The organism is Gillisia hiemivivida, assembly GCF_007997295.1.
GTDB lineage: Bacteria > Bacteroidota > Bacteroidia > Flavobacteriales > Flavobacteriaceae > Gillisia > Gillisia hiemivivida.
This window is the reverse complement of the sequence record NZ_VORY01000009.1, coordinates 40,925-62,223: the sequence shown is the minus strand read 5'-3', so window position 1 is coordinate 62,223 and position 21,299 is coordinate 40,925. Positions and strand designations below refer to the sequence as shown.

Below are 21,299 nucleotides of genomic sequence, written 5' to 3'. Positions count from 1 at the left end.
AGTTTCACCTAATTGATCTCTCAATGAGAGATTAAAATTTTAAGGTGGCTCCAGCCAAGAAATTAATTCCAGCCTGCGGATAATAACCTGCTCCCTCTATTGTGGTTATTTCTCCGGGAATAGAAAAATCGTCATCATAGGTAAAGAAATATCCATTAGACACATATTTAACATCAAAAATATTATTTATCAAAGCATTAAAAACGATGGATTTAAAAACCGGAATGTCTCTTAATTCATACACCACATTTAGGTCATTTACAAAGAAACTATCCAACTTAGAAGCTTCGCTATCTATGTTCCCTAAATACTGCTCACCTACAAATTTAGATAGCAAGCCTATTTGTAAATTCTCTTTAGGTGAATAAACGAACATATTAGAGGCAACAATTTCTGGGGAATAAGAAATATTGGTATTTCCAAGATCTACCAAAGCCCCATCTATAGAAGCGACAAAATCTTGATTTTTATTTGTGCTTAAAGCAATATTAGGCATCAAGCTCCATTTACTAGATATTTGCCAGTCGGCATCTATTTCTAAACCTAATCTATAACTGTTCCCACTGGTAGTTCTTAATGGAGCTCCCACATCGTTTAAGGCTCCTGAAAGCACTAACTGATCTTTATAATCCATCAAGTAAAGATTCGAGTTCACCTTAAAATTAGGTTTATCATATCTCCAGCCTAATTCAAAATCGTTCAATTTTTCAGCGGTACTAATTCCTTCTTCAAAATCGTTTCTGGTAGGTTCCCTGTTTGCTCTTCCGTAGTAAGCATAAAACTGATTGCTTGGATTTAACTGATATGTGATCCCCGCTTTTGGATTGAAAAATTCAAAGCTTTTATCAACATCTATACCTACAAGGTCTGAGGTGATCCCACCTGTGGAGTAATCTATAAACCTCCCCTGAAGATCTATAAAAAGTTGCCATCTATTATCTAGCTTAAAAGTAGCTTTAGAGAATACAGTAAATTCAGTTTTAGTCGCATCACTAAAATAATACTTGTCCCTTATTTCAGAATCACTGGCAAATCTAGCCCAGATAACCTCTCCAAAATGATCGCCTTCATACAAACTATAAAATGCTCCAGAAGTTACTTCCAATTTAGAGTTCTTATAAGTTGCATTTGCATTCACCACATAATAATCATTATCCAGCCATCTGCGTCTTATAAGATTTGTAGAATTAATGGTTTCCCCACCAATTTCTATGGGTGTAAAATTATAATCTTCAAAATCTTCATCTTCCTTATATTGTTCGAAATACCCTCTTCCGTAGGTATAATTTAAGCCAAGATTCGTAGACCAGTAATTGTTAAACCGCTCATTCCAGTGCAACTGATAATGATCCTGCTTGTAATTATCTACTTCATTATCATAAAATTGAGTATTTCCCTCGGTATCTGTATACATGCCCGCAGGATTGAAAGTTCGGTTACTCTTCAAAGTATCTTTATTTATCCCAAACCAAGATTGATATGTCACCTCATGCCCACCAAAAGCGATGGCTTTTATTAAAGTATTATCATCTACATAAGCAGCTTGTAAAAAGTAAGATTTAAGATCTGAAGAAGCTCGATCTACATACCCATCTGAAACTATTGTAGATAATCTCCCGGAGATCTCTACATGATCCTGTAACAAACCTGTGCTTAATTTTACATTATGTTTTCTGGTCCCAAAAGAACCAACAGAATTAGAAATCTCTCCATAAGCTTCTTCAGAAACAGCATCTGAAAGCAAATTTAAACTCGCTCCAAAAGCTCCAGATCCATTGGTAGAAGTACCTACTCCTCTTTGCAATTGAAGGCTTTGGACTGAAGATGCAAAATCTGGCAAATTAACCCAAAAAGATCCCTGACTTTCAGAATCGTTAAATGGAATTCCGTTGAGGGTCACATTTACTCGAGAAGCATCGCTTCCCCTAACTCTAATATAGGTATATCCTACTCCAGCACCTGCATCTGAAGTGGTTACCACAGAAGGTAAATAATTTAACAGGTAAGGAATATCCTGCCCTAAATTGCGCTTTTCAAGTTCCTTTTTAGAAATATCTGAGTGGGTTACAGGAGAATCTGCATCTACCCTGATGGCTTGTACTAAGACTTCATCCAGTGTTTCCACGGGTTTTCTTAGCGTGTCGTTTTCTTGTTGAGAATAACCTAATACGGTTATTAAAAGAGCTGTAGGTAATAGAAATAAATGCTTCATTCGTTACATTAATGTTGTTACGAATAAAAGGGGCGATTATTCTTGATTTAAATTTAGTGCGAAAATTCGCGTATAAAAAAACCCTTAATAAATCTATCCTGAAGATCTATAAAGGGGGTGTCTATACAAACTTGACACTCTTTCGAGTATCCGTATCCCTTGGCAGCATTACCTGCCCAGGTTCGTTGGGTATAATCTCAGCTATTCTTCAGAAATAAATCTTATAATAGCACCCCTTTGAGATGTCCGGCAAATGTAATAAGGTTTTTTTGAATTCCTACATCAATCCCAAAATATAAAAGAATTGGCGTAATTTTAGCTATAATTCACCAATGAAAAACACAAAGCGCTCCATAACTTTTAAGGTAATTATTGGGTATCTAATGGTAGCTGCCGTTGCTGCTATGGCTGTATGGTTCACCTATGAACAGGTGGTTAAATTTTCTTCTATAAATCAGTCCAACGATCTAAACAATCAGCAATTAATACTGGTAAGCGAAATTGCTACCGCTCTTTACGAAACAGAAAGTACAGGTCGCCAATTTATTCAAACAGGTGACACTACAGATCTTAATAGATATAGCGGGCAAATAGATGGCATTCAAGAAAGTATCAATGTTCTTAAGACAACCTATGCAGATTCGATTATGAAAATTGAATTGGATAGTATTTCCAACTTATTATCCCGAAAGAGCCAAAACTTGGAGGAATTATTGAAACTGCGATCCAGAGATAGAAATACAAGTTTTTATACTGAAGTGATTCAGGAATTAGGAAAAGTAGATGAATCCTTCAAAGATAACAATTACGATAAGCGCTTCTCAAATTTAGAACCTCACCAACGTAGGGTTCTAATTAGATTGTTAGAATTCTCCAAAGAAGAAAATCAAGAACAACTTTCCAGTATTAGTGCAGATTCTTTAGTGACCTCAGTTAAAAAAGTATTAAATGAATTAGAGCGTGAAAATCAAAAATTCAGAGCTATAATCAACAAGAAAGAAAACGAATTACTCGACAATGATATCATCCTAAATGACCAATTAAGAAATTTATTAGCATCTGTAGAGCAAGAGGAAAGAGCTACGACATTTAATAGAGCTAAGAGGTCTCAAGAAATGCTGAACGAAATTTCCCGAATACTCCTTTTTGTAGGCGTTACAAGTGTGCTAATTGTGTTGTTTTTTCTATTTCTAATAATTAGCGATGTTTCCAGAAGTCAGCGATATAGAATTCAACTGGAGGAAGCTAAAGCCTTTACAGATTCTTTAATGATCCGCCGGGAGCAATTCATGGCAACTATAACACACGACCTAAGATCTCCTCTTAATACGGTGCTTGGCTATACAGAATTAATTGGCAAAACACCTCTTAACAACAAGCAAGAACATTATCTAGGACACCTTAGGAAAAGTTCAGAATTCATTCTCCATTTAGTTAATGATCTTTTGGACCTCTCTAAACTGGAGGCTGGTAAAATGCAGATTGAAAAATTGCCTTTTAATGCCAAAAAATTACTGGAAGAAACTTTCTATAATATTATTCCTGAAGACGACCCTAAAAATCTAGAATTGATCGTTGAAGCTGAAGAAAATGCAGATGTAAATGTGTTAAGTGATCCCTTTAGGATCAAACAAATACTCTCTAACCTTATTAATAACTCCTATAAATTTACTGAAGAAGGAAGCTTAACGGTATCTGTTAGCCTAGAAAAACAAATAGAAGACAGCTATATCTTAACCTATAAAATAAAAGATACAGGTCTTGGGATTTCTAAAGACAAACAGAAAGAAATATTCGAAGAATTTTCTCAGGAACATCGTCAAATTGAAAAAAAATATGGAGGAACCGGGCTTGGTCTCGCTATTTCTAAACGAATAACTAAATTATTAAAAGGGAAACTTTCCTTAGAAAGCAACCCTGGAATAGGAAGTGAATTTACAGTAAGAATTCCGGTTATAAAACTAAAAGACAGTTTAGAAATTATTGCTGAGTCACCAATTAGCAATACCCACTTATACGGGAAAAATATTCTCGCGGTAGATGACGAATCCTCTCAACTGGCACTTTCCCGAGAACTCATAAAATCTATTGGGATGCATTGTGATATAGCACAAGATGGGAAAGAGGCTCTGGAAAAATTAGGAAGAAAAAAATACGATCTAGTCCTTACAGATATTCAAATGCCAAGCATGGATGGATTTGAATTACTAAATGCAATTCAATCTAAAAAGAAGTTAAAACACATTCCTGTGATTGCGGCCTCGGGTAGAACTACCCTTACTAGCAACGATTATTTAGATGCGGGTTTCTCCGGGAATTTATTAAAACCATATAAGCCACAAGAGCTATTGCAAAAAATTGGAGATGTTTTAAATTTAGAACTAGAAACAAACTCGGAAATTAAAATTCAAACAGGGGAAAGCTCGGAAGAATTTTCCTTAAAGGAGATCTTATTATTCGCAGGGGACGATAAAGATGCTTTGAATACTATTTTAAAAGTCTTTGTAGATGCTAGTAGAAAAAACCTGGTAGAAATAAACAAAGCAATTATAAATAAAAACAAAACCAAAATCACTGCTATCGCACACAAAATGCTGCCAATGTATAAGCAGCTAAATACTCGAAATATCGTTTTCCAATTACAGCAGTTGGAAAAAGAAGTGCCAGAATATTTTGAAGATCAAAAAATCAAAGGATTGATAACCGAAATAGAAGCGCTTTTAGAGAAGTTAGAGAGAGAAATTATAGTTTAATATCGTACTGCTTCAGTTTGTTATAAAGTGTTTTCCTATCTATATCTAAAAGTCTTGCAGCCTTACTCTTATTTCCCTGTGCCTTTTCCAGAGCATCTAGGATTAAAGATTCTTCGTTTTTATTCTTAAATAAACTGTATGATTCATCGCTGCTTTTAGCCAATGAAATCTCATGGGGCAATACTTTAAGTGGGATTATATCAGCCTGAGCAAGTAACACGGATCTTTTCACCATATTCTTAAGTTCCCGTAAATTTCCCGGCCAACTGTAATTTTTAAAAGCTTCGGTTGCTTCATCACTAAACCCAACTACCTCTTTTTCAAGATCTTCATTTGCTTGGTCAAGAAAATTATCTGCAAAAAGCATTAAATCTTCACGTCTCTCGCGCAATGCTGGAACTTTAATAGAAAATTCATTTAACCTATGATAAAGGTCTTCTCTAAAATTCCCTTCTTTTACGGCTTTGGTTAAATCTTCGTTCGTAGCCGTTACTACTCTAATATCAACTTTTATTTCGTGGCTGCTCCCTACAGGCTTAATTTTACGTTCCTGCAAAGCACGTAACAATTGTACTTGCAATCCATAACTTAAATTACCAATTTCATCCAAAAATAAAGTACCACCATTGGCTGCTTCAAAGTGTCCAGTTTTATCTTGAATGGCTCCCGTAAAAGATCCTTTCACATGTCCAAAGAATTCACTGGAGGCGATCTCTTTTGGAATTGCCCCACAATCTACTGCAATAAAAGGCGCGGCTTTTCTCTTGCTTTTATTATGTATGCTTTTGGCAACTTGTTCTTTTCCTGTGCCACTTTCCCCAATGATTAAGACTGACATATTGGTTGGTGCTACGAGTTCTATATAATCATTTAGTTTTATAGCTGCATCACTTACTCCTTTCACAAATTCTGAAGAAGACTCAGCTGCTTTTATTTTTTGTTTTTTCTTCGGAAGAACTTCTTCCTGAGAGATCATATTTCCATTTAAATTCTTCTGGTCTAAAGCATTTTCAATGGTCTGAAGAATGGCTTCTGGCCTAAATGGTTTTGAAACATAATCAAAAGCTCCATTTTTCATAGCTGTTACAGCCATATTTATTTCAGCATAATTGGTCATTACAATAACCTGTGCTGTGGGGTAATTAGATTTAACTTCAAATAGCACTTCCAAACCATCACTATCGGGCAATCTCACATCGGTAAGTATCACTTCATATGGGTTTGCCTTGATTTTTTTAAAGGCTTCTGCGGCAGAAAAAGAAGTGTCCACCTTATAACCCTTTTTTTCAAAAAAGGTTTTTAACATTGTTGCAAATGCCACATCGTCTTCTACTATAAGAATGGATACCATAATTGGTCTTTGGTTTATTATCTCGCAAATTTACGAATTATGGTTCTTTTAAAGACGTACATATTAAAACAAAAAAAGAGCTGACCGCAATGTCAGCTCTTTTTATTCAGAAAGATTGGTTGGTTAGTTAGACTCCTCTTTCTTATCTTCTTTTTTAATCCAGTTTCCTGCTGAATCCAAATAGACTTTTTTCATTTGTCCTTTAAGATCCAATTTAACTTTATATATCACCTCTTCCTCATCTTGCTTTACAAAAGCTTCTGTGGTAATAGCCTCTGGAAATTGAGTTAAAATTGCTGCAGTAACTGCTTCTGGTAATGCCGAAACCTCTATTTTCTCAAATTCATCTCCTGCAACTACTAATTCTTTTTCTACTTCTACCTCAGTCTGCAATTCTTCTACTTGAGCATTTGCAGCAGTAAAAAACAAGCCAATTACTAACAGTATTAAACCTAACTTTTTCATAATAGCCAGTATATAAAGTTAATACTAAGTTTTAGTGTCTAACCTTAACGAATAATTGTACCATTTAAGCAAATATTAACGCAATAGGCTTTAAATGATGACTTTAAGTTAATTTTTTGGTAGTGGAAATATGTGAAAAGTGTAGATTACAGTTTTTAAAACGGGGATATTTTACCCAGTTTTAAGTAAGTTTATGAATGACCTGGCTTGCGCCTATTAGTTTTTTTCTCTGAATGCATTTTCTTTTTGCGTAGTCGTTTAAATTTTGAAGCCCTGCTAGGCTTCGTCTTTTTTCTCTTTTTGGGTTTAGTAAGTCCCGCCAAAACAATTTCTTTAAACCTGTCAAGAACCAGCTCTTTATTTTTATGCTGACTTCTGGTTTCACTACATTCCAGAATTAATTCGTTGTTGAGAGTTAATCTGCTTTGCAATTTTTTACTTAATAATTGCTTTTCTTCTTCTGAAAGACCAGAAGATTGTTCAACATTAAAAGTGAGGATCACTTTAGAAGATGTTTTATTTACATGTTGTCCCCCAGCACCAGAACTGCGAACAGCTTTAAACGAAACCTCATTAAAAAGTGTAGCTAGATTAGGCATGATCTATTTAGGCTGATGACTCGATTTTAAAAGATCTCCAATAGTTTTCACCGGATTAAATGTAGAAACAGGAACCTCTACAAAAACAGTATTCCACTTTGCCATAGCTCCATTCCATAAACCCGGAAGTTCCAGAGCTTTTAAAGCTTTCCCATCCTTTGTTTTAGAGGTAATAAAACTCATATCTGGGTCTACAAATTTGTTAAGATCGAATTTCTCTCCTTTATAATCTTTTAATCCGCATACCAGATCTACAGGATTAAAATGAGTGGAATTTTGTGCTATTTCTTTTTGTTGTGGATTCTTAGAATCTATTTGTGCTCCTTCTATTATTTGAAGGGAAGAATCTCCATTTTCAAATTCCACTAAAAACGGTCCTCCACCCGGCTCTCCTTCATTTTTAACCATTCCACATACACGTAATGGCCTATTTAGTAGTTGCTTTAATTTATGTATCTGTTCTACTTCTGAAAGTGAATCAACATCGTTTGAAAAACTTAGTGATAATTGATCTTTTGAAAATTGGATAATTTGCTGAAGGCTGGTCTCAGAGAAATCCTGAGCGTCTAAAATTTCTATGTAGTAAAAACATTCTTGCTGAACCTTCAATAAATATCCGGCGAGCATTTTTTTATAAAATGCCACTTCTTTTCTATTAGATGCGGTTACCAGATTATCTATATTCTTAATAAAAACAAGATCGGCATCGAGATTATTGAGATTTTCTATAAGTGCTCCATGACCTCCTGGTCTAAAAAATATTTCTCCGGTGGAAGACCTGAAAATTTCATTAGAAGGATCTACAGCAATAGTATCTGTCTTTGAATCTTGAAAAGAAAAACCAATTTGAAAAGTAGTACCTGTTTGTTCCTCAACCCGAGATCTTATCTCATCGTATTCCCTTTTAAATTTATCTAAATGTTCTTTGGAAACGGTAAAATGAAGATTGGCTTTATTGTTTTTTTCAGCATAAGTGCCAGTTTCATAAAGATGCTCTTCGAAAGCTGTAGCTGTAAAATCTTTATATCTATGGAAAGGTACTAAGCCTTTAGGAAAATTCCCAAGCTCCAACCCGGGCTTAAACAACATAGATCTTACTAAATAGTATTTTTGAATATCTGCAGAGCTATTCTTAAATTCTGGAAAATTTTTAATTGCTGAAGAAAGCGTTTCTTCATAGAAAGGCAACTTATGGAGCTCGCTTAAAAAATGCTCTAGTTTCTTAGTTTCATTTCTTCTGAAATATTCCTGCAATGAATCTTTATCAGGATCAAAATTTTCAACAAAGACATATAATTCTTTAAACATTCTTGTAGCTGCACCAGATGCTGGAATAAAATTAAGGAGCTTAAGATTATTTTTTAGATCTTCAAATATACAAATGAACTTATCAGCTTGTTTGTTATCTACCTGACTAATTCCATTTCCCAAGGTAGCAGCAGCCAATATCTTAACAGCTTTATTACCCCGCTTAAAAATAGCTATTTGGTCTTCTATTTCTTTTAAACTAAGTCCCTTTTCTTGAATCTGGGCGATATCTTTCTGGCTAAACTTCAATTTTTTGACTTTAATAATTCATTAATTGCTGAAACCGCAGTTTCAAACCGTTCGTTCTCATTCCCTTTTAATTCAACAAAAGGCTTGTTATGAAAGCGTAGGGAGCTTTTAAATTTATTAAACATTCCTTCCCTATCATGGGGTTTGTCCCGCAGATCATCTGGAACCCAAGGAACATCAATATTAGTTAAAAAGTAAAGGTCATACCAATTGTTTAACGCATGTTTAAGAATAGAAGGTTCACAAAACCCATTATAATAAGCTTTGGAATAGACGCTTAACTCCAATAGATCTGTATCACAAAACAATACTTCATTAGCTGTTTTAGCTTTTTTGTTTTCTCTTTCCATTTGGCCTTCAGCAATAGTTATAAGATCTTCTGGTACGCAGACTTCTTTTTTAGAATCCCATTTTTTTTGAAGATACTCTCTCATATATTCTGCAACCCATTCAGTTTTGAAATGAGCCGCAAGTTTTTTTGCCATAGTAGTTTTACCGGTAGACTCCGGCCCGAACAATACTACTTTAAAACAGGCTGAAGGTTTTTGTTTAAGCTTTTCTTCCATGCGAAATAACCAAAAACGGCTATAATTGTAAATAATAAATATTGAAAGCTAGTTAAGGTTAAGCCTTTATAAAAATATAGTGGTACTGAAATGATATCACCAACGATCCAAAAGATCCAGTTCTCAATCTTCTTTCTTGCCATTAGCCACATTCCAACAAAAAAGATTGCTGTTGTAATAGTATCTACATATGCAGTCCAATTATTCCATTTTTCAAAATATTCATAGACTCCAAACACAAACAATAAGGTGGCAACAAATATTAAAATGGACCAAACATGTTCCCTCTTAGTCATTTTTGTTACTGGAGTAAAATGGGTAGCATCCACTTTTCTCGTCCAAATATACCAACCGTATATACTCATAGCAAAATAGTAAGCATTTATCATCATATCTCCCAACAACTCCCATTGCCATAAGAGATATACAAAAATAAGGGTACTTATAATCCCTGTTGGATATACCAAAATGTTCTCTTGCTTGGAATACCAAACAGATAGAAAACCAAAAATTACAGCTATAACCTCTAGATATATAAATAATGTAGGGTACTCATAGTATTGCCCAAAAAAGAAATCAAAAATCGGCTGCATACTCGCTTCTGTCAGATTTTACAATTTTAATATAAAGCAGTCCTCGTTCTACAGATTCTAATGCGGTCTTCATTTCTTTATTCAAAACTTCCATCACTTTATCATACTCCCCATACACCTGAGTACTCAATGGATTTTCTAAAACAGTTAATCCGGAAGCTCTTAATTTCTTAATGAAATTGATAATGGCAGGCTCGTATTCGTCCTGTAAAGGAGTAAGAGTAAGTTCTACGGAAATTTTCATGTATTATTTTTTTACGATTATCAAATTTAAATATATTTTAAGGATCATCGGGTGAAATTTGGAGCTTATAATTTTAGGTGGAAAAGTGAAGTGTGAGGAGTGGAGAGTGAGGAGTGAAGTGAACGGGATTTCTACAATCCCATTTAAAGCCCAAAAATTATATATTAATGAAAATTACCTTTTTCAAAAGCAGTTCCTATCACCACTATATCTGCTCCTGCTTTATAAATGTTTTCTAATTGACGACTGTTTTTAATACCACCGCCAACAATTAATGGAATGGAAAGCGCCTTTTTAACTTCATTGATAATTTCCAGAGAAACATGATTGATTGCTCCACTTCCTGCTTCCAAATAAATTAATTGCTTGCCCGAGAATTGTCCTGCCAAAGCTGTATTTACAATAGCTTCTATATTATTTTGTGGCATCGGCTTAGTCTTACTTATCCTTTGCACTGCACACTCTTTTCCCCCATCTATTAAAATATAGCCTGTTGGAATAATCTCTAGATTAGATTTCTTTAGTTTGTATATAGATTTAACTTGTTGTTCTATTAAATACTCCGGATTCCTACCAGATAACAAGCTTAAAAAAAGAATTCCATCGGCTTTTTCTGTAATTTGAGTATGATCACCCGGGAAAATAATGACTGGCAACTCTGAGAAAAGTTTTATAGCAGAGACTGTTCTGTCTGTTTTATAAGCTTCAACAGTACTTCCTCCAACAAATATATATGTGATATCTTCGGGAAGATTATTAAAAAATTCTTCTGCTTTAAATTCGTCAAATTTGTCGGGATCTATAAGAACTATAAGTTGCTTTTGATCGAGATCCTTTAATAGAGATAGATTTTCATAAATGGTTGCTGTGAGCATAGCCTATTTTTTAACTTCAACTTTAGAAAGCTTTGCATAGACACAGGTGAAGCCTTCGAATTCCAAAAACTCCAAGTTATAATCGGAATTCTTTCCTTTAAAATAAACCTTACCGGTAGTTCTTTTATCGTCGAAATCAAAATCAGCAACATTGATGTGTTGTAAAAACCCAAGACCAGATTGTGAATACAATTTGTAGATAGATTCTTTAGCGCCCCAAACTATCGTCAATTTTCTTATAATCGCTTCTTCATTAGCCAAAGTATGATATTCTTTTAGGGGAGTAAACTTTTCTGCAATCTTTAAGATCTTATCCCTTTGCTTTTCTATATCTATTCCCACCTCATCTTCAGAAATAATGATCGCTGTGAAGTTGAAGGAATGTGTAATGGAGATACATTTACCATCTTTAAGATGAGGTTTTCCCTTTTCGTCATAAAAAAGATCATGATCTGTATAACCCATTTCGGCAAATAAATGCCTAATACTCATGAACCCACGTTTATGGATTTCAGATTTCATTCCGTCCACCCGTTCTTGGCAATGATTGGTTAATTGAATATCATCAACAAGCCAATCCAGCGTTTCTTCGATCTTCCAAATGAGCACTTTAGTGCGTTCATCAACTGTTATTGTTTTGTAAAGTGGCATGAAATTTTGTTAGATATTACGTACTTTTGCGACTGAAAAATTGCTAAAAATCAAATATAATAATATGTCTACTAAAACAGTGCCTTATACGGCCTATAAAGTTAAAGATATTTCCCTTGCAGATTGGGGAAGAAAAGAAATAGAATTAGCTGAAGCAGAAATGCCCGGTTTAATGTCTCTTCGCGAAGAATTTGGAACAGAGCAACCCTTAAAAGGGGCACGCATCGCCGGATGTTTACACATGACTATCCAAACGGCAGTTTTAATAGAAACGCTTAAGGCTTTAGGAGCTGAAGTTACTTGGAGTTCTTGTAATATATTTTCTACTCAAGATCAGGCCGCAGCAGCTATTGCAGCTACAGGAGTTCCTGTATATGCTTGGAAAGGGATGAATGAAGAAGAATTTAACTGGTGTATAGAGCAAACTTTATTCTTTGGAGAAGATCGTAAACCACTTAACATGATCTTAGATGATGGGGGAGATCTTACCAATATGGTTTTAGATAAATATCCTGAATTAGCTGAAGGAGTTAGAGGTCTTTCTGAAGAAACCACGACCGGTGTGCACAGATTGTATGAGCGAGTAAAGAACGGAACACTTCCAATGCCTGCTATAAACATTAACGATTCTGTTACAAAATCTAAATTCGATAATAAATACGGATGTAGAGAAAGCGCAGTAGATGCTGTTCGTCGTGCTACAGATATTATGCTAGCTGGAAAAAGAGTAGTAGTTTGTGGATATGGTGATGTTGGTAAAGGGACAGCAGCTTCCTTTAAAGGAGCTGGTTCTATTGTAACTGTTACAGAGATCGATCCTATTTGTGCTTTACAAGCTGCTATGGACGGTTTTGAAGTTAAAAAACTGGAAACCATACTTCCAACAGCAGATATCGTTATTACCACTACAGGAAATAAAGATATCGTTAGGGGTGAGCATTTTAAAATGATGAAAGACAAAACTATCGTTTGTAATATTGGTCACTTTGATAATGAAATCGCTGTTTCCTGGTTGAACGACAACTTTGGGGACACTAAAGATACTATTAAGCCGCAGGTAGATAAATATACGATTAACGGAAAAGATATAATTTTACTAGCTGAAGGTAGATTGGTAAATCTTGGTTGTGCAACTGGACACCCAAGTTTTGTAATGAGTAATTCATTTACCAACCAGACTTTAGCACAAATAGAGCTTTGGAAAAATGCTGACAACTACGAAAATGAAGTTTATATGCTCCCTAAGCACTTAGATGAAAAGGTAGCTAAACTGCATTTGGAAAAAATTGGAGTTGAACTTACAGAACTTTCTAAAGACCAAGCAGAATATATTGGGGTAACTGTGAAAGGGCCATTTAAGCCTGAGTATTACAGGTATTAAGTAGATGTTAGAATTTAGTTTTGAGAAACTAGATGCTAGATATTAGAATTTAGAAAGCCCCGAAATTTCAGGGCTTTCTTGATTATTTAAATGAATAAGTTTTTATTCTTCAACAATTACTGCATTTTCTTGAGCCAGGACTGTCTCACCTTTTAGCTATTCTTGAAAACCTTCTTCACCCAAAACGGCTATCACTTTTCTTGAACTTACAGCTTTCCCTTCTACAGTTATTGTAGAAACGAAGGGATAGTCGCCATACCTTACCACACCATCTACTAGAAAATCGTATTCCGGTCCGGCTTTTAATAGGGCCTCAATCCATTGCGTCTTTGATATTCTATCCTATTCCCAAATAATAAGCTTTTTTACCTTCGGTTTTGGAAAGTTTTGAAAAGCAGTTAATGGGCTAGATAATGTAGCGTTAAGTTACACGCTACAACTTATAGGAAACCGTGATCATGAAGATTCTAGGCAAGATGAATGTACGGGTATCTGTAATCACATAGTCGCTTACCGAATTGTTCTGTTTGAACTCGTTGTCAAACAAATTTGTGGCCCGCAAATCATAACTCCACCTGGAATCCTCATTGAGGTAACTCAGTTTAAAGTTGGCGTCATCATAGTTGGATCTGGTTCCAGTTTGGATGCCCTTGAAATAGTTGTAGGTGTAATTGAATTCTAAATTCCAATGTTGCAAGAAATCCGTGTCCAAAGTCAAAGCCATTTGATCCTGAATAAAATCGCTCTGCCCTATGGAATTCTCATAGGATGAATAGGTGCGGAAAAAACTTGTGAACAGATTAGGGAATTTATCATACAATGTGAACACATTTGCTCCCAGTAGCGTGCTGCGATTTTTGGTTTCCAGTACTTGATTGTTGATAATCTGGAAACCGTTGCCGATGGAATTGTTGACTTTAACTTGTGAACTTATCAGGCCCAACCGCTTTTTATAGGAACCACCGTAGGAAAATTGATCTTCAGATCGCTCCAGTCTTATGAAATTTCTGATCTGATCCACGCCGTTGAAGTTGGTTACTGGTTTGAAGGAACCGTTCTTGATATTGTAATCCAGATCAATCTTAAAATTTGTGCCTTTCCAGAGGTTTGCATAATTATAGCTAAGAGAAATATTATCCCTTGTCAGCAGTCCAAGGTCTGGATTGCCAGAAGAAACACTGGTCAAACCGCTTACAAAATTGCGGTTGACCAACTGGCTGGTGCTGGGTAGATCCACATTGCGATCATAATTTAGAACAAAGCTGCTGGTGTTTGTAATCCTATACTTTGCAAAGGCTTTGGGTAAAAGCAATATGTTGTTAATGTCCCGATCTCCATCGCGCTGATTAATATTTTGATAAATGTAATCCACAACTAAGGTAGGTTTGATCGTCCAATCATTGTCTTTGTACCGGTATTCCAGTGAGCCATTTGCCAGCGTGATATTACGGGTTGTGTTTACATTAAATCCCGCATCTGCAAAGCTATTTATGGAACCATCTGTTAATTGCTGAAAGGCGTTGTTTTCATAGCGCGTCGCATATTGATTGAACACCAGCGTGGCATGAAGCTGCTCCTTTTTATTGATACTGTAATAATGTTTTGCGTAAAAATTCATCTGGTAATTTTCTGATTGCACCTGCTGGATAAGTCGGTATGGATCGTCCGGTTCGTAGGGAATAACCTGATCCACCAGCGGCCGGTTTGTGGTCCACAGATATTCTGGTTGTGTCTGGTTTGCCTTTAATTTAAGTTCTGAAATGATGGTGTTTTTAGCATCGATTTCCCTTGTGATTTGGGTGTCCAGATTGAGCTCAAAGCCATCGTTAGAGGAATTGGTTTGGAGCAATGTGTTTTGAAATGGCGAGGTAGACTGGATGTTTCCAGATTCATCGGAAGAATTTGTTTTGAAAAATAAAACGCTTCTCACATCTGTTTTGGTATTTGGCTTATATTCCAATGCTGTTTTTGTAATGAGAAAGGAAAAATCCTTTTCCTGTTGTTGGTCCCGGTTTTCATTAAAGGGCTCTGTGCCCAGATACCTTCTTACGGATGTACTTTCTTGTTCCAGATCTGAATCATCAAAAATCACATAACTGTTCAGGTCTGTTTTTTTCCAACTGCGGCGGTAGCTTCCAGCGCCCAACCTATGAACGGCTTGGGTATTGTCATTTTCTGACAAAAACCTGGAAAATTCATCTGCACTCAGTTCAAAATAAGATGTAGGTGACATGCTGCGTATCCCACCATTGAGATCCAGATAATCCTTGCGGGTAAAGGATTTCTGTCCTGCATTATTGAAATCTCCTATGAAATTAAGGCTGTATTCTGGACTGAAGTAAAACAGCGCAGGATTAACCTTGTACCGATCTTTATAACCTACACCAGCTGCCACATCGCCAAATAGCAGCTGCTTCTTATCTTCCTTCAATATCAGGTTCATGATGAGCTCGTCTGTGTCTTCAAATTTCTTTAACATGGCTACATCCGTAAAATTATCCAGCAGCTGGACTTCTTCAACAGCATCAGCCGGGATGTTGTTCACGCCCAGTCTCTCGTTACCCGTAAAGAAAAGCTTTCCCTCCACGAATAAGCGTTCGACTGATTTTCCATTTAAGGTGACATTACCAGATTTATCTACTTCCAGTCCAGGCATGCGTTTGAGCAGATCCCGCAATTTATTCTCATTGCCCTGAGTAAATGCATCTGCCTGAAAAATCACAGTATCACGTTTCACGATGATGGGTTGTTTGAAATCCAGTACCACATTATCCAGTTGTTCAAGGTTTTGTGTCAAGTTCACTACTATCAAGTTCTCGCCTGATTTTAAAGTCAGATCGATAACTTTGTCCAAATATCCCATTCTTAGAAAGCGGACTTTTACGGCCTGACCGGAAGAGAGATTAATAAAACTCACTGATCCATTCAACGCAGTAGATTTAAAGCTAGGGGACTTGCCTAATGTTTCCAGCACCACGCTAACCAACTCAATAGGTTGCTGCACAAGAGAATCCAACACTTTAACGCTTAGGCTTGCGTCTTGGGCATGAGTGGGATTAACATTTAATAAGAAGAAAAACATAAAAAGAGAAGAAAAATACTTCATTAAATAATGGAAATTCTAAAACTGAAAATAAAAAAACCGTGGTTCAACAGCCACGGTTGCTTTTAATTAAACGCTATTTCAAGTAGGTTAGCGGCTATGCTCTTTTATAAAAAGCACCATTTGTTCGACATAATCAGTGTGGCTCACATGGCGAATGTCAGGCATCTTTTCAAGAACTACACTTCCTGGTTTTTCTTGTTTTATTTTTTGAACCAAATAACTCACACCATTTTGATCCGTGCCAAACAATACTAACCCTGGAAGATTGTAATAAAAAGGTGGCCCTACCTTACTAGGTATCGAGGGAGTGAACCAAGCCTCATAGGATCTACCTTTGCCATTATCGCCTTTTAGACCTACTACGTCCTTTAGATTACCAACCGCTTTATAACAAAGATATTCACCAATCATTTGCCTTTCATTAGTAATTTCCCATTCCACTAACGGATTATTTTCAATCACAGCTGGATTTCCCAAAAAGGAAGAATAAGACATGTGATTTTTGCTATTCGCATCATATACAACTACTTCCTGGCCGCTATCGCTAAATACAAGACGACCAAGCACTTTTCCTCTACCAAACTTCTCGTTTACAGGCAATTCTCCAGTGGCCTTAAATGAGGATTTGTTCCCTGAGACGCGCAGTTCATAGTTAAAAGGCAGCACTATTTCTTTAGCGCTACCTAAATCCTTCGATTTTTGATATTCAATGATGTAATCTTGCCCGTAGCCAACTTGGAATGAGAGGAATATAATGAAAGCTACTGTAAACCTCATCTAGTTAGGAGACAAATAAACAGGATCTAAGATCGTACACGGACAACCTCCGGCATCTTCGCAAGCAGTATTCCAATAATCAATGTCTTCAAAATAAGTCTGAGAATCGCTAGAATCCTCATTATTTGCCATTGCTACAGAATAAGCGCCACAATTGTCGTAGGTCTCTGGATCCTCATAAGTAAATGAAGAAAGCGCAAATACAAATGTGCTGGCCATAATAAATAAGAATTAAAAGTTAATATGAACACAAAAGAAACTAAAAGAAACTAAAGATGCAAATATTGAAGCCGTGATTAACAGAAATAGTTTACATTTCCACGAATTATCACATTTGCGATCCACTTCCTTATCTGTCACTATTTGTGTTATTTTTAGCAAAAAAGCTTTCTTAAAAACCTTTATACTTTTCGATATATGGCAAAATAGGATTTATAGTTTTCATTCATATGACCCAATGATTTCGAGTGCCTATAATGGATTATGATCATTTCAATGACCCTTCTCAAAATTTCAACTTGAATGTTAGGTTTAGTTTCATTTTCATACCTTAAATCACATAAGTGAATTTAACCCGCAAGCCCACAACCTCCCTGTTTATCGACAATTTGTTATTGATTTTCATCGAAGGAATCTTTTTTGCTTTAAATCAATTAGGATTCATGAACCACATAATCAGGAATGAAACCAGAATTAAGATCAGGATAGCCAAAAGGACAACGATCCATTTTCTGGCAGGATTTTTAGGTTCTTTACTTCTGTCACTAATAGTTAGCCCGGTGAAACCCAATTCTTTCAATAATTTCCTTGCCGTAGGCACCTGAGGTTCAATTACCTGAATCCTTACCCCGTTAGCACCCATCCCGGCGATTCCGGCTGCAGAATTTGTGGTCTCATCAAGAACCTTTACATCTAAATCTTCATCTTCAAAACGGTGCCTGATAATAGATAATTCGCCACTGTCAAAGGTTCTGTAAACGGTAATATATTGCATCTTCCGGAATATTTAGAATATCAATCTACGTAAAAAACCCTTCAAAAGAACTTCTGAAGGGTTTGATAAGATATTAAAAGAAAGAAAACTACACTTCAAACGGTTCAATAGAAATGTATGATTTGTTGTCTCTCTTTTTTGTGAATTTTACAAGACCATCTACTTTAGCGTGTAAAGTATGATCTTTTCCTCCATACACATTTTCACCTGGATTGTGTGTATAGCCTCTTTGTCTAACGATGATATTTCCTGCTGTTGCGGCTTGACCTCCAAAAATCTTAACGCCTAAACGTTTTGATTCGGATTCTCTACCGTTCTTGGAACTACCAACACCTTTTTTGTGAGCCATGGCTTAAAGTTTTTCTAATTAGTATTCTTATTTATTCTTAAGCAATTCTTTAGCTTGTTTTACCCATTCTTCAGATTCTATCTTCTCACGAGTAATACCATCGATAGCAGAAAGTTCTTCTCTATCGGCAGCTTTTAACTTGCTAATTTGCTCATAAGTATAAATACCTATTTCGTTTAATTTAGTTTCGTAAGCAGGTCCAATTCCGTTGATCTCTTTCAAGTCATCAGCATCAGATTTAGTAGCAGTCCCTATACTGTGAAGAATTTTATCAATATTGATTTCCATTCCTTCAGTTCTGTGCTCAGCACGAGTTACTAAATTTTCACTTACTTCAACTTCCTTTTTTGCTTTTGCCTTAGTATCAGCTTTTGAAGCTTCCTTCTTTGGTTCGGCTTTAGCAGAAGAAGATTTCTTTCCGCCTGAAAGTGTTATTCCAACAATAGAAATTTCAGTCAAGGATTGACGGTGACCATTCTTCACACGGTATCCTTTTCTTCTTTTCTTTTTAAAGACAATAACTTTGTCTCCTTTAACGTGTCTGGTGATTTTAGCATCTACCAAAGCTCCGTCTATAGCTGGGGCGCCTAAAGTAATATTGTCACCATCGCCTGAAAGAAGAACTTTGTCAAAAGAAACTTTGTCTCCTTCTTCTCCCGCTAAACGGTTTACAAATACTTTTTGGTCTTTTGCAACTTTAAATTGCTGCCCTGCTATCTCTACAATTGCGTACATAGCGTATTTATTAATTAATTATTTTAAATAAACCACCTGTGAAATTTCACAAGCGGGTGCAAATATACTTCTAAATAATTAATTCACAAAGTCTTTGGTTAATTTCAATAAGTGTGCTTTTTTGCCTCTTTAGTGTTCCAAGAGTCTTTAAAGAGCTGCATAAACGCCAAAGTAAGTACAAAACTTGTGGCAATACCCATTATTGCAACAACAAATAAGATGATTCCCACACCTGTATCGTAATCGGTACGCCACATATTAAGTAGCTCGTTAAGGAAACCAGGATTCAATTCAGTAGAATAAATTCCGAAGAAAAGAGTGAAAATTATGGTTGCGTTAAAACCGGTAAGCAGTCCGGTCATAAATCCTTTTTGATATTTAAATTTAGACCCTTTCTCTAGCCTATAATTTTTAATGGCCTCATACATTCCGAAAGCCATAATTACACCATTAAATAAGCTAAAAAATGGATTTTTATGTGCATCAAATAGAGATAGCACTAAAAAGTAGGCAATTAATCCTGCCGAAATTGCAATCCCGTATTTAATAGGGATTTTATATTTTTTCATATTCAATTCTTTTATGATAGGAGTAAAGTTCCAAAAAAACAGGCAGTATTCTCCCTAAAAAGCTGTTAATTTTAACAATTAGTGAGATTTTTCTATTAAACATAATATAACCCGCGATATTTTATAGGTATTAATGTAACAATTTTGCAATTTGCACTACTTATATTGCACATTAATAAAAACCATTAAAAAAATGATCAACAAAATTAAATTATCAGCCTGTGCGCTGCTTCTGGGAGCAACCGGATTTGCACAAGAAGTTGAGTTTACAGAATACGATCTAGATAACGGCCTACACGTTGTCCTGCATCAAGATAAGACCGCACCTGTGGTTACAACTTCAGTAATGTACCATGTGGGTGGAAAAGACCAACAAAATGGCAAAACAGGATTTGCCCATTTCTTTGAACACCTATTATTTGAAGGAACCGAAAATATTCCAAATGGAAAATGGTTTGAAATTGTAAGTAGTAATGGAGGAAGCAACAATGCAAACACCTCTAATGATAGAACTTATTATTACGAAATTTTTCCATCAAACAACCTGGAGTTAGGACTTTGGATGGAATCTGAAAGAATGATGCACCCTATTATCAAACAAAAAGGAGTTGATACGCAAAATGAAGTTGTAAAAGAAGAAAGAAGATTACGTGTAGATAATTCACCTTATGGAAACTTATTACAGGCAGTTTCGTCAAATTTATTTGTGAACCACCCTTATAAAGATCCAAATATTGGCTATATGGAAGACCTAGATGCTTCTACTTTGGAAGAGTTTAAGCAATATTTTGATAAGTATTATGTTCCAAACAATGCTGTTTTAGTAGTTGCTGGAGATATAGATATTTCCAAAACAAAAAAAATGATCGAAGATTATTTTGGGCCAATTCCTAAAGGAGAAGCTGTGACTAGAGATTTTCCAAAAGAAGATCCTATTACCCAGCAAATTAATGCTACAGCTTATGATGCCAACATTCAGTTACCGGCAACAGTGCTAGGTTATAGAACACCTGCCTTTACTCAAAAAGATTCGTATGTTTTAAATATGATTTCTAATTATTTAAGTGATGGTAATAGTTCTAAACTTTACAAAAAATTAGTTGATGAGCAGAAACAAGCACTTGCAGTTCAAGCTTTCAATTTAGAACAAGAAGACTATGGAATGTATTTAGTATTTGCAATTCCACAAGGAGAAACTACTCTTGAGACCTTAAACACTGAAATGGAAGAAGAAATTGCGAAAATTAGAACTGATTTAATTTCAGAAAAAAATTTTCAAAAACTTCAGAATAAAGCTGAAAACAATTATGTGAACTCTAATTCTAGTGTAGCTGGAATAGCAAACTCTTTAGCTTCTAGTTATTTATTATATGGTAACACGGATTTAATAAACGAAGAAATTAATATTTACAGATCTATTACTAGAGAGGATATTAAAAGAGTTGCCAACGAATATTTAAATCCTAACCAAAGAGTGGTTTTAGAATATTTACCTAAAGCCGAAGAAGCAAAACAATAAAAT

20 protein-coding genes are annotated in these 21,299 nt (G+C 35.5%); 3 read left to right on the top strand and 17 right to left on the bottom strand.

Translation table 11 applies throughout. The features are described 5' to 3' along the window. Nucleotides 1-31: 31 nt before the first annotated feature. Nucleotides 32-2,212, bottom strand: coding sequence for a TonB-dependent receptor (locus ES724_RS09425; protein ID WP_146932409.1), 2,181 nt, complete (start codon nt 2,210-2,212; stop codon nt 32-34). 332 nt (nt 2,213-2,544) lie between these two features. Between ES724_RS09425 and ES724_RS09420 the strand changes: the two genes are divergently transcribed. Next, a complete protein-coding gene (locus tag ES724_RS09420) occupies nt 2,545-4,965 on the top strand; it encodes a hybrid sensor histidine kinase/response regulator (RefSeq protein ID WP_146932407.1) in 2,421 nt (806 codons plus the stop codon). Here ES724_RS09420 and ES724_RS09415 read toward each other — a convergent pair. The 9 genes from ES724_RS09415 to ES724_RS09375 form a co-directional block, all read right to left on the bottom strand. Beyond that, nucleotides 4,955-6,316, bottom strand: coding sequence for a sigma-54-dependent transcriptional regulator (locus ES724_RS09415; RefSeq protein WP_146932405.1), 1,362 nt, complete (start codon nt 6,314-6,316; stop codon nt 4,955-4,957). The two genes, ES724_RS09420 and ES724_RS09415, sit on opposite strands and share 11 nt — an antisense overlap. A 123-nt stretch (nt 6,317-6,439) precedes the next feature. After that, complete coding sequence (locus ES724_RS09410; RefSeq protein ID WP_146932403.1) at nt 6,440-6,781, bottom strand: hypothetical protein; 342 nt, start codon at nt 6,779-6,781, stop codon at nt 6,440-6,442. Nucleotides 6,782-6,972: 191 nt separating this feature from the next. Continuing rightward, nucleotides 6,973-7,380: an alternative ribosome rescue aminoacyl-tRNA hydrolase ArfB gene (gene arfB, locus ES724_RS09405; protein ID WP_146932401.1), complete on the bottom strand. Its 408-nt coding sequence runs from the start codon at nt 7,378-7,380 to the stop codon at nt 6,973-6,975. A 3-nt stretch (nt 7,381-7,383) separates the two neighbouring features. Further along, nucleotides 7,384-8,937: a DUF4301 family protein gene (locus tag ES724_RS09400; RefSeq protein WP_146932399.1), complete on the bottom strand. Its 1,554-nt coding sequence runs from the start codon at nt 8,935-8,937 to the stop codon at nt 7,384-7,386. Then, on the bottom strand, nt 8,934-9,503 hold the full coding sequence (locus ES724_RS09395) for an AAA family ATPase (RefSeq protein ID WP_146932397.1): 570 nt from the start codon (nt 9,501-9,503) through the stop codon (nt 8,934-8,936). The genes ES724_RS09400 and ES724_RS09395 overlap by 4 nt, the downstream gene beginning before the upstream one ends. Next, nucleotides 9,458-10,096: a nicotinamide riboside transporter PnuC gene (gene pnuC, locus ES724_RS09390; RefSeq protein WP_146932395.1), complete on the bottom strand. Its 639-nt coding sequence runs from the start codon at nt 10,094-10,096 to the stop codon at nt 9,458-9,460. The genes ES724_RS09395 and pnuC overlap by 46 nt, the downstream gene beginning before the upstream one ends. Then, on the bottom strand, nt 10,080-10,340 hold the full coding sequence (locus ES724_RS09385) for a thiamine-binding protein (protein ID WP_026836635.1): 261 nt from the start codon (nt 10,338-10,340) through the stop codon (nt 10,080-10,082). The genes pnuC and ES724_RS09385 overlap by 17 nt, the downstream gene beginning before the upstream one ends. A gap of 164 nt (nt 10,341-10,504) precedes the next feature. Continuing rightward, on the bottom strand, nt 10,505-11,215 hold the full coding sequence (locus ES724_RS09380; RefSeq protein ID WP_146932393.1) for a geranylgeranylglyceryl/heptaprenylglyceryl phosphate synthase: 711 nt from the start codon (nt 11,213-11,215) through the stop codon (nt 10,505-10,507). Between the two features lie 3 nt (nt 11,216-11,218). Continuing rightward, complete coding sequence (locus tag ES724_RS09375) at nt 11,219-11,866, bottom strand: 4'-phosphopantetheinyl transferase family protein (protein WP_146932391.1); 648 nt, start codon at nt 11,864-11,866, stop codon at nt 11,219-11,221. 64 nt (nt 11,867-11,930) lie between these two features. Between ES724_RS09375 and ahcY the strand changes: the two genes are divergently transcribed. Next, nucleotides 11,931-13,247 carry an adenosylhomocysteinase gene (gene ahcY, locus ES724_RS09370; RefSeq protein WP_146932389.1) on the top strand — a complete coding sequence of 439 codons (1,317 nt, stop codon included), beginning with the start codon at nt 11,931-11,933 and terminating at the stop codon, nt 13,245-13,247. A gap of 433 nt (nt 13,248-13,680) precedes the next feature. On the opposite strand, the gene ES724_RS09365 is transcribed toward ahcY, so the two are convergent. The 7 genes from ES724_RS09365 to ES724_RS09335 form a co-directional block, all read right to left on the bottom strand. Further along, the gene (locus ES724_RS09365; protein ID WP_146932387.1) at nt 13,681-16,353 is read right to left on the bottom strand and encodes an outer membrane beta-barrel protein; all 2,673 of its coding nucleotides are present in this window, start codon (nt 16,351-16,353) and stop codon (nt 13,681-13,683) included. 87 nt (nt 16,354-16,440) lie between these two features. Beyond that, a complete protein-coding gene (locus ES724_RS09360; protein WP_146932385.1) occupies nt 16,441-17,130 on the bottom strand; it encodes a GLPGLI family protein in 690 nt (229 codons plus the stop codon). Beyond that, on the bottom strand, nt 17,131-17,349 hold the full coding sequence (locus tag ES724_RS09355; RefSeq protein WP_146932383.1) for a hypothetical protein: 219 nt from the start codon (nt 17,347-17,349) through the stop codon (nt 17,131-17,133). Between the two features lie 430 nt (nt 17,350-17,779). Next, entirely contained in the window at nt 17,780-18,124 is a 345-nt protein-coding gene (locus ES724_RS09350) for a putative signal transducing protein (protein WP_146932382.1), read from the bottom strand. Between the two features lie 88 nt (nt 18,125-18,212). Further along, entirely contained in the window at nt 18,213-18,473 is a 261-nt protein-coding gene (gene rpmA, locus ES724_RS09345) for a 50S ribosomal protein L27 (RefSeq protein WP_146932380.1), read from the bottom strand. A 27-nt stretch (nt 18,474-18,500) separates the two neighbouring features. After that, entirely contained in the window at nt 18,501-19,208 is a 708-nt protein-coding gene (gene rplU, locus ES724_RS09340; RefSeq protein WP_146932378.1) for a 50S ribosomal protein L21, read from the bottom strand. 104 nt (nt 19,209-19,312) lie between these two features. Further along, a complete protein-coding gene (locus ES724_RS09335; protein ID WP_146932377.1) occupies nt 19,313-19,777 on the bottom strand; it encodes a DUF4199 domain-containing protein in 465 nt (154 codons plus the stop codon). Between the two features lie 193 nt (nt 19,778-19,970). Between ES724_RS09335 and ES724_RS09330 the strand changes: the two genes are divergently transcribed. Continuing rightward, nucleotides 19,971-21,296, top strand: coding sequence for a M16 family metallopeptidase (locus tag ES724_RS09330; RefSeq protein WP_146932375.1), 1,326 nt, complete (start codon nt 19,971-19,973; stop codon nt 21,294-21,296). Nucleotides 21,297-21,299 lie beyond the last annotated feature (3 nt).

Bases quoted from the DNA above. Each gene is read 5' to 3' on its own strand.
- ES724_RS09425 (WP_146932409.1), bottom strand. From the start codon at position 2,212: ATGAAGCATTTATTTCTATTACCTACAGCTCTTTTAATAACCGTATTA.
- ES724_RS09420 (WP_146932407.1), top strand. From the start codon at position 2,545: ATGAAAAACACAAAGCGCTCCATAACTTTTAAGGTAATTATTGGGTAT.
- ES724_RS09415 (WP_146932405.1), bottom strand. From the start codon at position 6,316: ATGGTATCCATTCTTATAGTAGAAGACGATGTGGCATTTGCAACAATG.
- ES724_RS09410 (WP_146932403.1), bottom strand. From the start codon at position 6,781: ATGAAAAAGTTAGGTTTAATACTGTTAGTAATTGGCTTGTTTTTTACT.
- arfB (WP_146932401.1), bottom strand. From the start codon at position 7,380: ATGCCTAATCTAGCTACACTTTTTAATGAGGTTTCGTTTAAAGCTGTT.
- ES724_RS09395 (WP_146932397.1), bottom strand. From the start codon at position 9,503: ATGGAAGAAAAGCTTAAACAAAAACCTTCAGCCTGTTTTAAAGTAGTA.
- pnuC (WP_146932395.1), bottom strand. From the start codon at position 10,096: ATGCAGCCGATTTTTGATTTCTTTTTTGGGCAATACTATGAGTACCCT.
- ES724_RS09385 (WP_026836635.1), bottom strand. From the start codon at position 10,340: ATGAAAATTTCCGTAGAACTTACTCTTACTCCTTTACAGGACGAATAC.
- ES724_RS09380 (WP_146932393.1), bottom strand. From the start codon at position 11,215: ATGCTCACAGCAACCATTTATGAAAATCTATCTCTATTAAAGGATCTC.
- ES724_RS09375 (WP_146932391.1), bottom strand. From the start codon at position 11,866: ATGCCACTTTACAAAACAATAACAGTTGATGAACGCACTAAAGTGCTC.
- ahcY (WP_146932389.1), top strand. From the start codon at position 11,931: ATGTCTACTAAAACAGTGCCTTATACGGCCTATAAAGTTAAAGATATT.
- ES724_RS09365 (WP_146932387.1), bottom strand. From the start codon at position 16,353: ATGAAGTATTTTTCTTCTCTTTTTATGTTTTTCTTCTTATTAAATGTT.
- ES724_RS09360 (WP_146932385.1), bottom strand. From the start codon at position 17,130: ATGAGGTTTACAGTAGCTTTCATTATATTCCTCTCATTCCAAGTTGGC.
- ES724_RS09355 (WP_146932383.1), bottom strand. From the start codon at position 17,349: ATGGCCAGCACATTTGTATTTGCGCTTTCTTCATTTACTTATGAGGAT.
- ES724_RS09350 (WP_146932382.1), bottom strand. From the start codon at position 18,124: ATGCAATATATTACCGTTTACAGAACCTTTGACAGTGGCGAATTATCT.
- rpmA (WP_146932380.1), bottom strand. From the start codon at position 18,473: ATGGCTCACAAAAAAGGTGTTGGTAGTTCCAAGAACGGTAGAGAATCC.
- rplU (WP_146932378.1), bottom strand. From the start codon at position 19,208: ATGTACGCAATTGTAGAGATAGCAGGGCAGCAATTTAAAGTTGCAAAA.
- ES724_RS09335 (WP_146932377.1), bottom strand. From the start codon at position 19,777: ATGAAAAAATATAAAATCCCTATTAAATACGGGATTGCAATTTCGGCA.
- ES724_RS09330 (WP_146932375.1), top strand. From the start codon at position 19,971: ATGATCAACAAAATTAAATTATCAGCCTGTGCGCTGCTTCTGGGAGCA.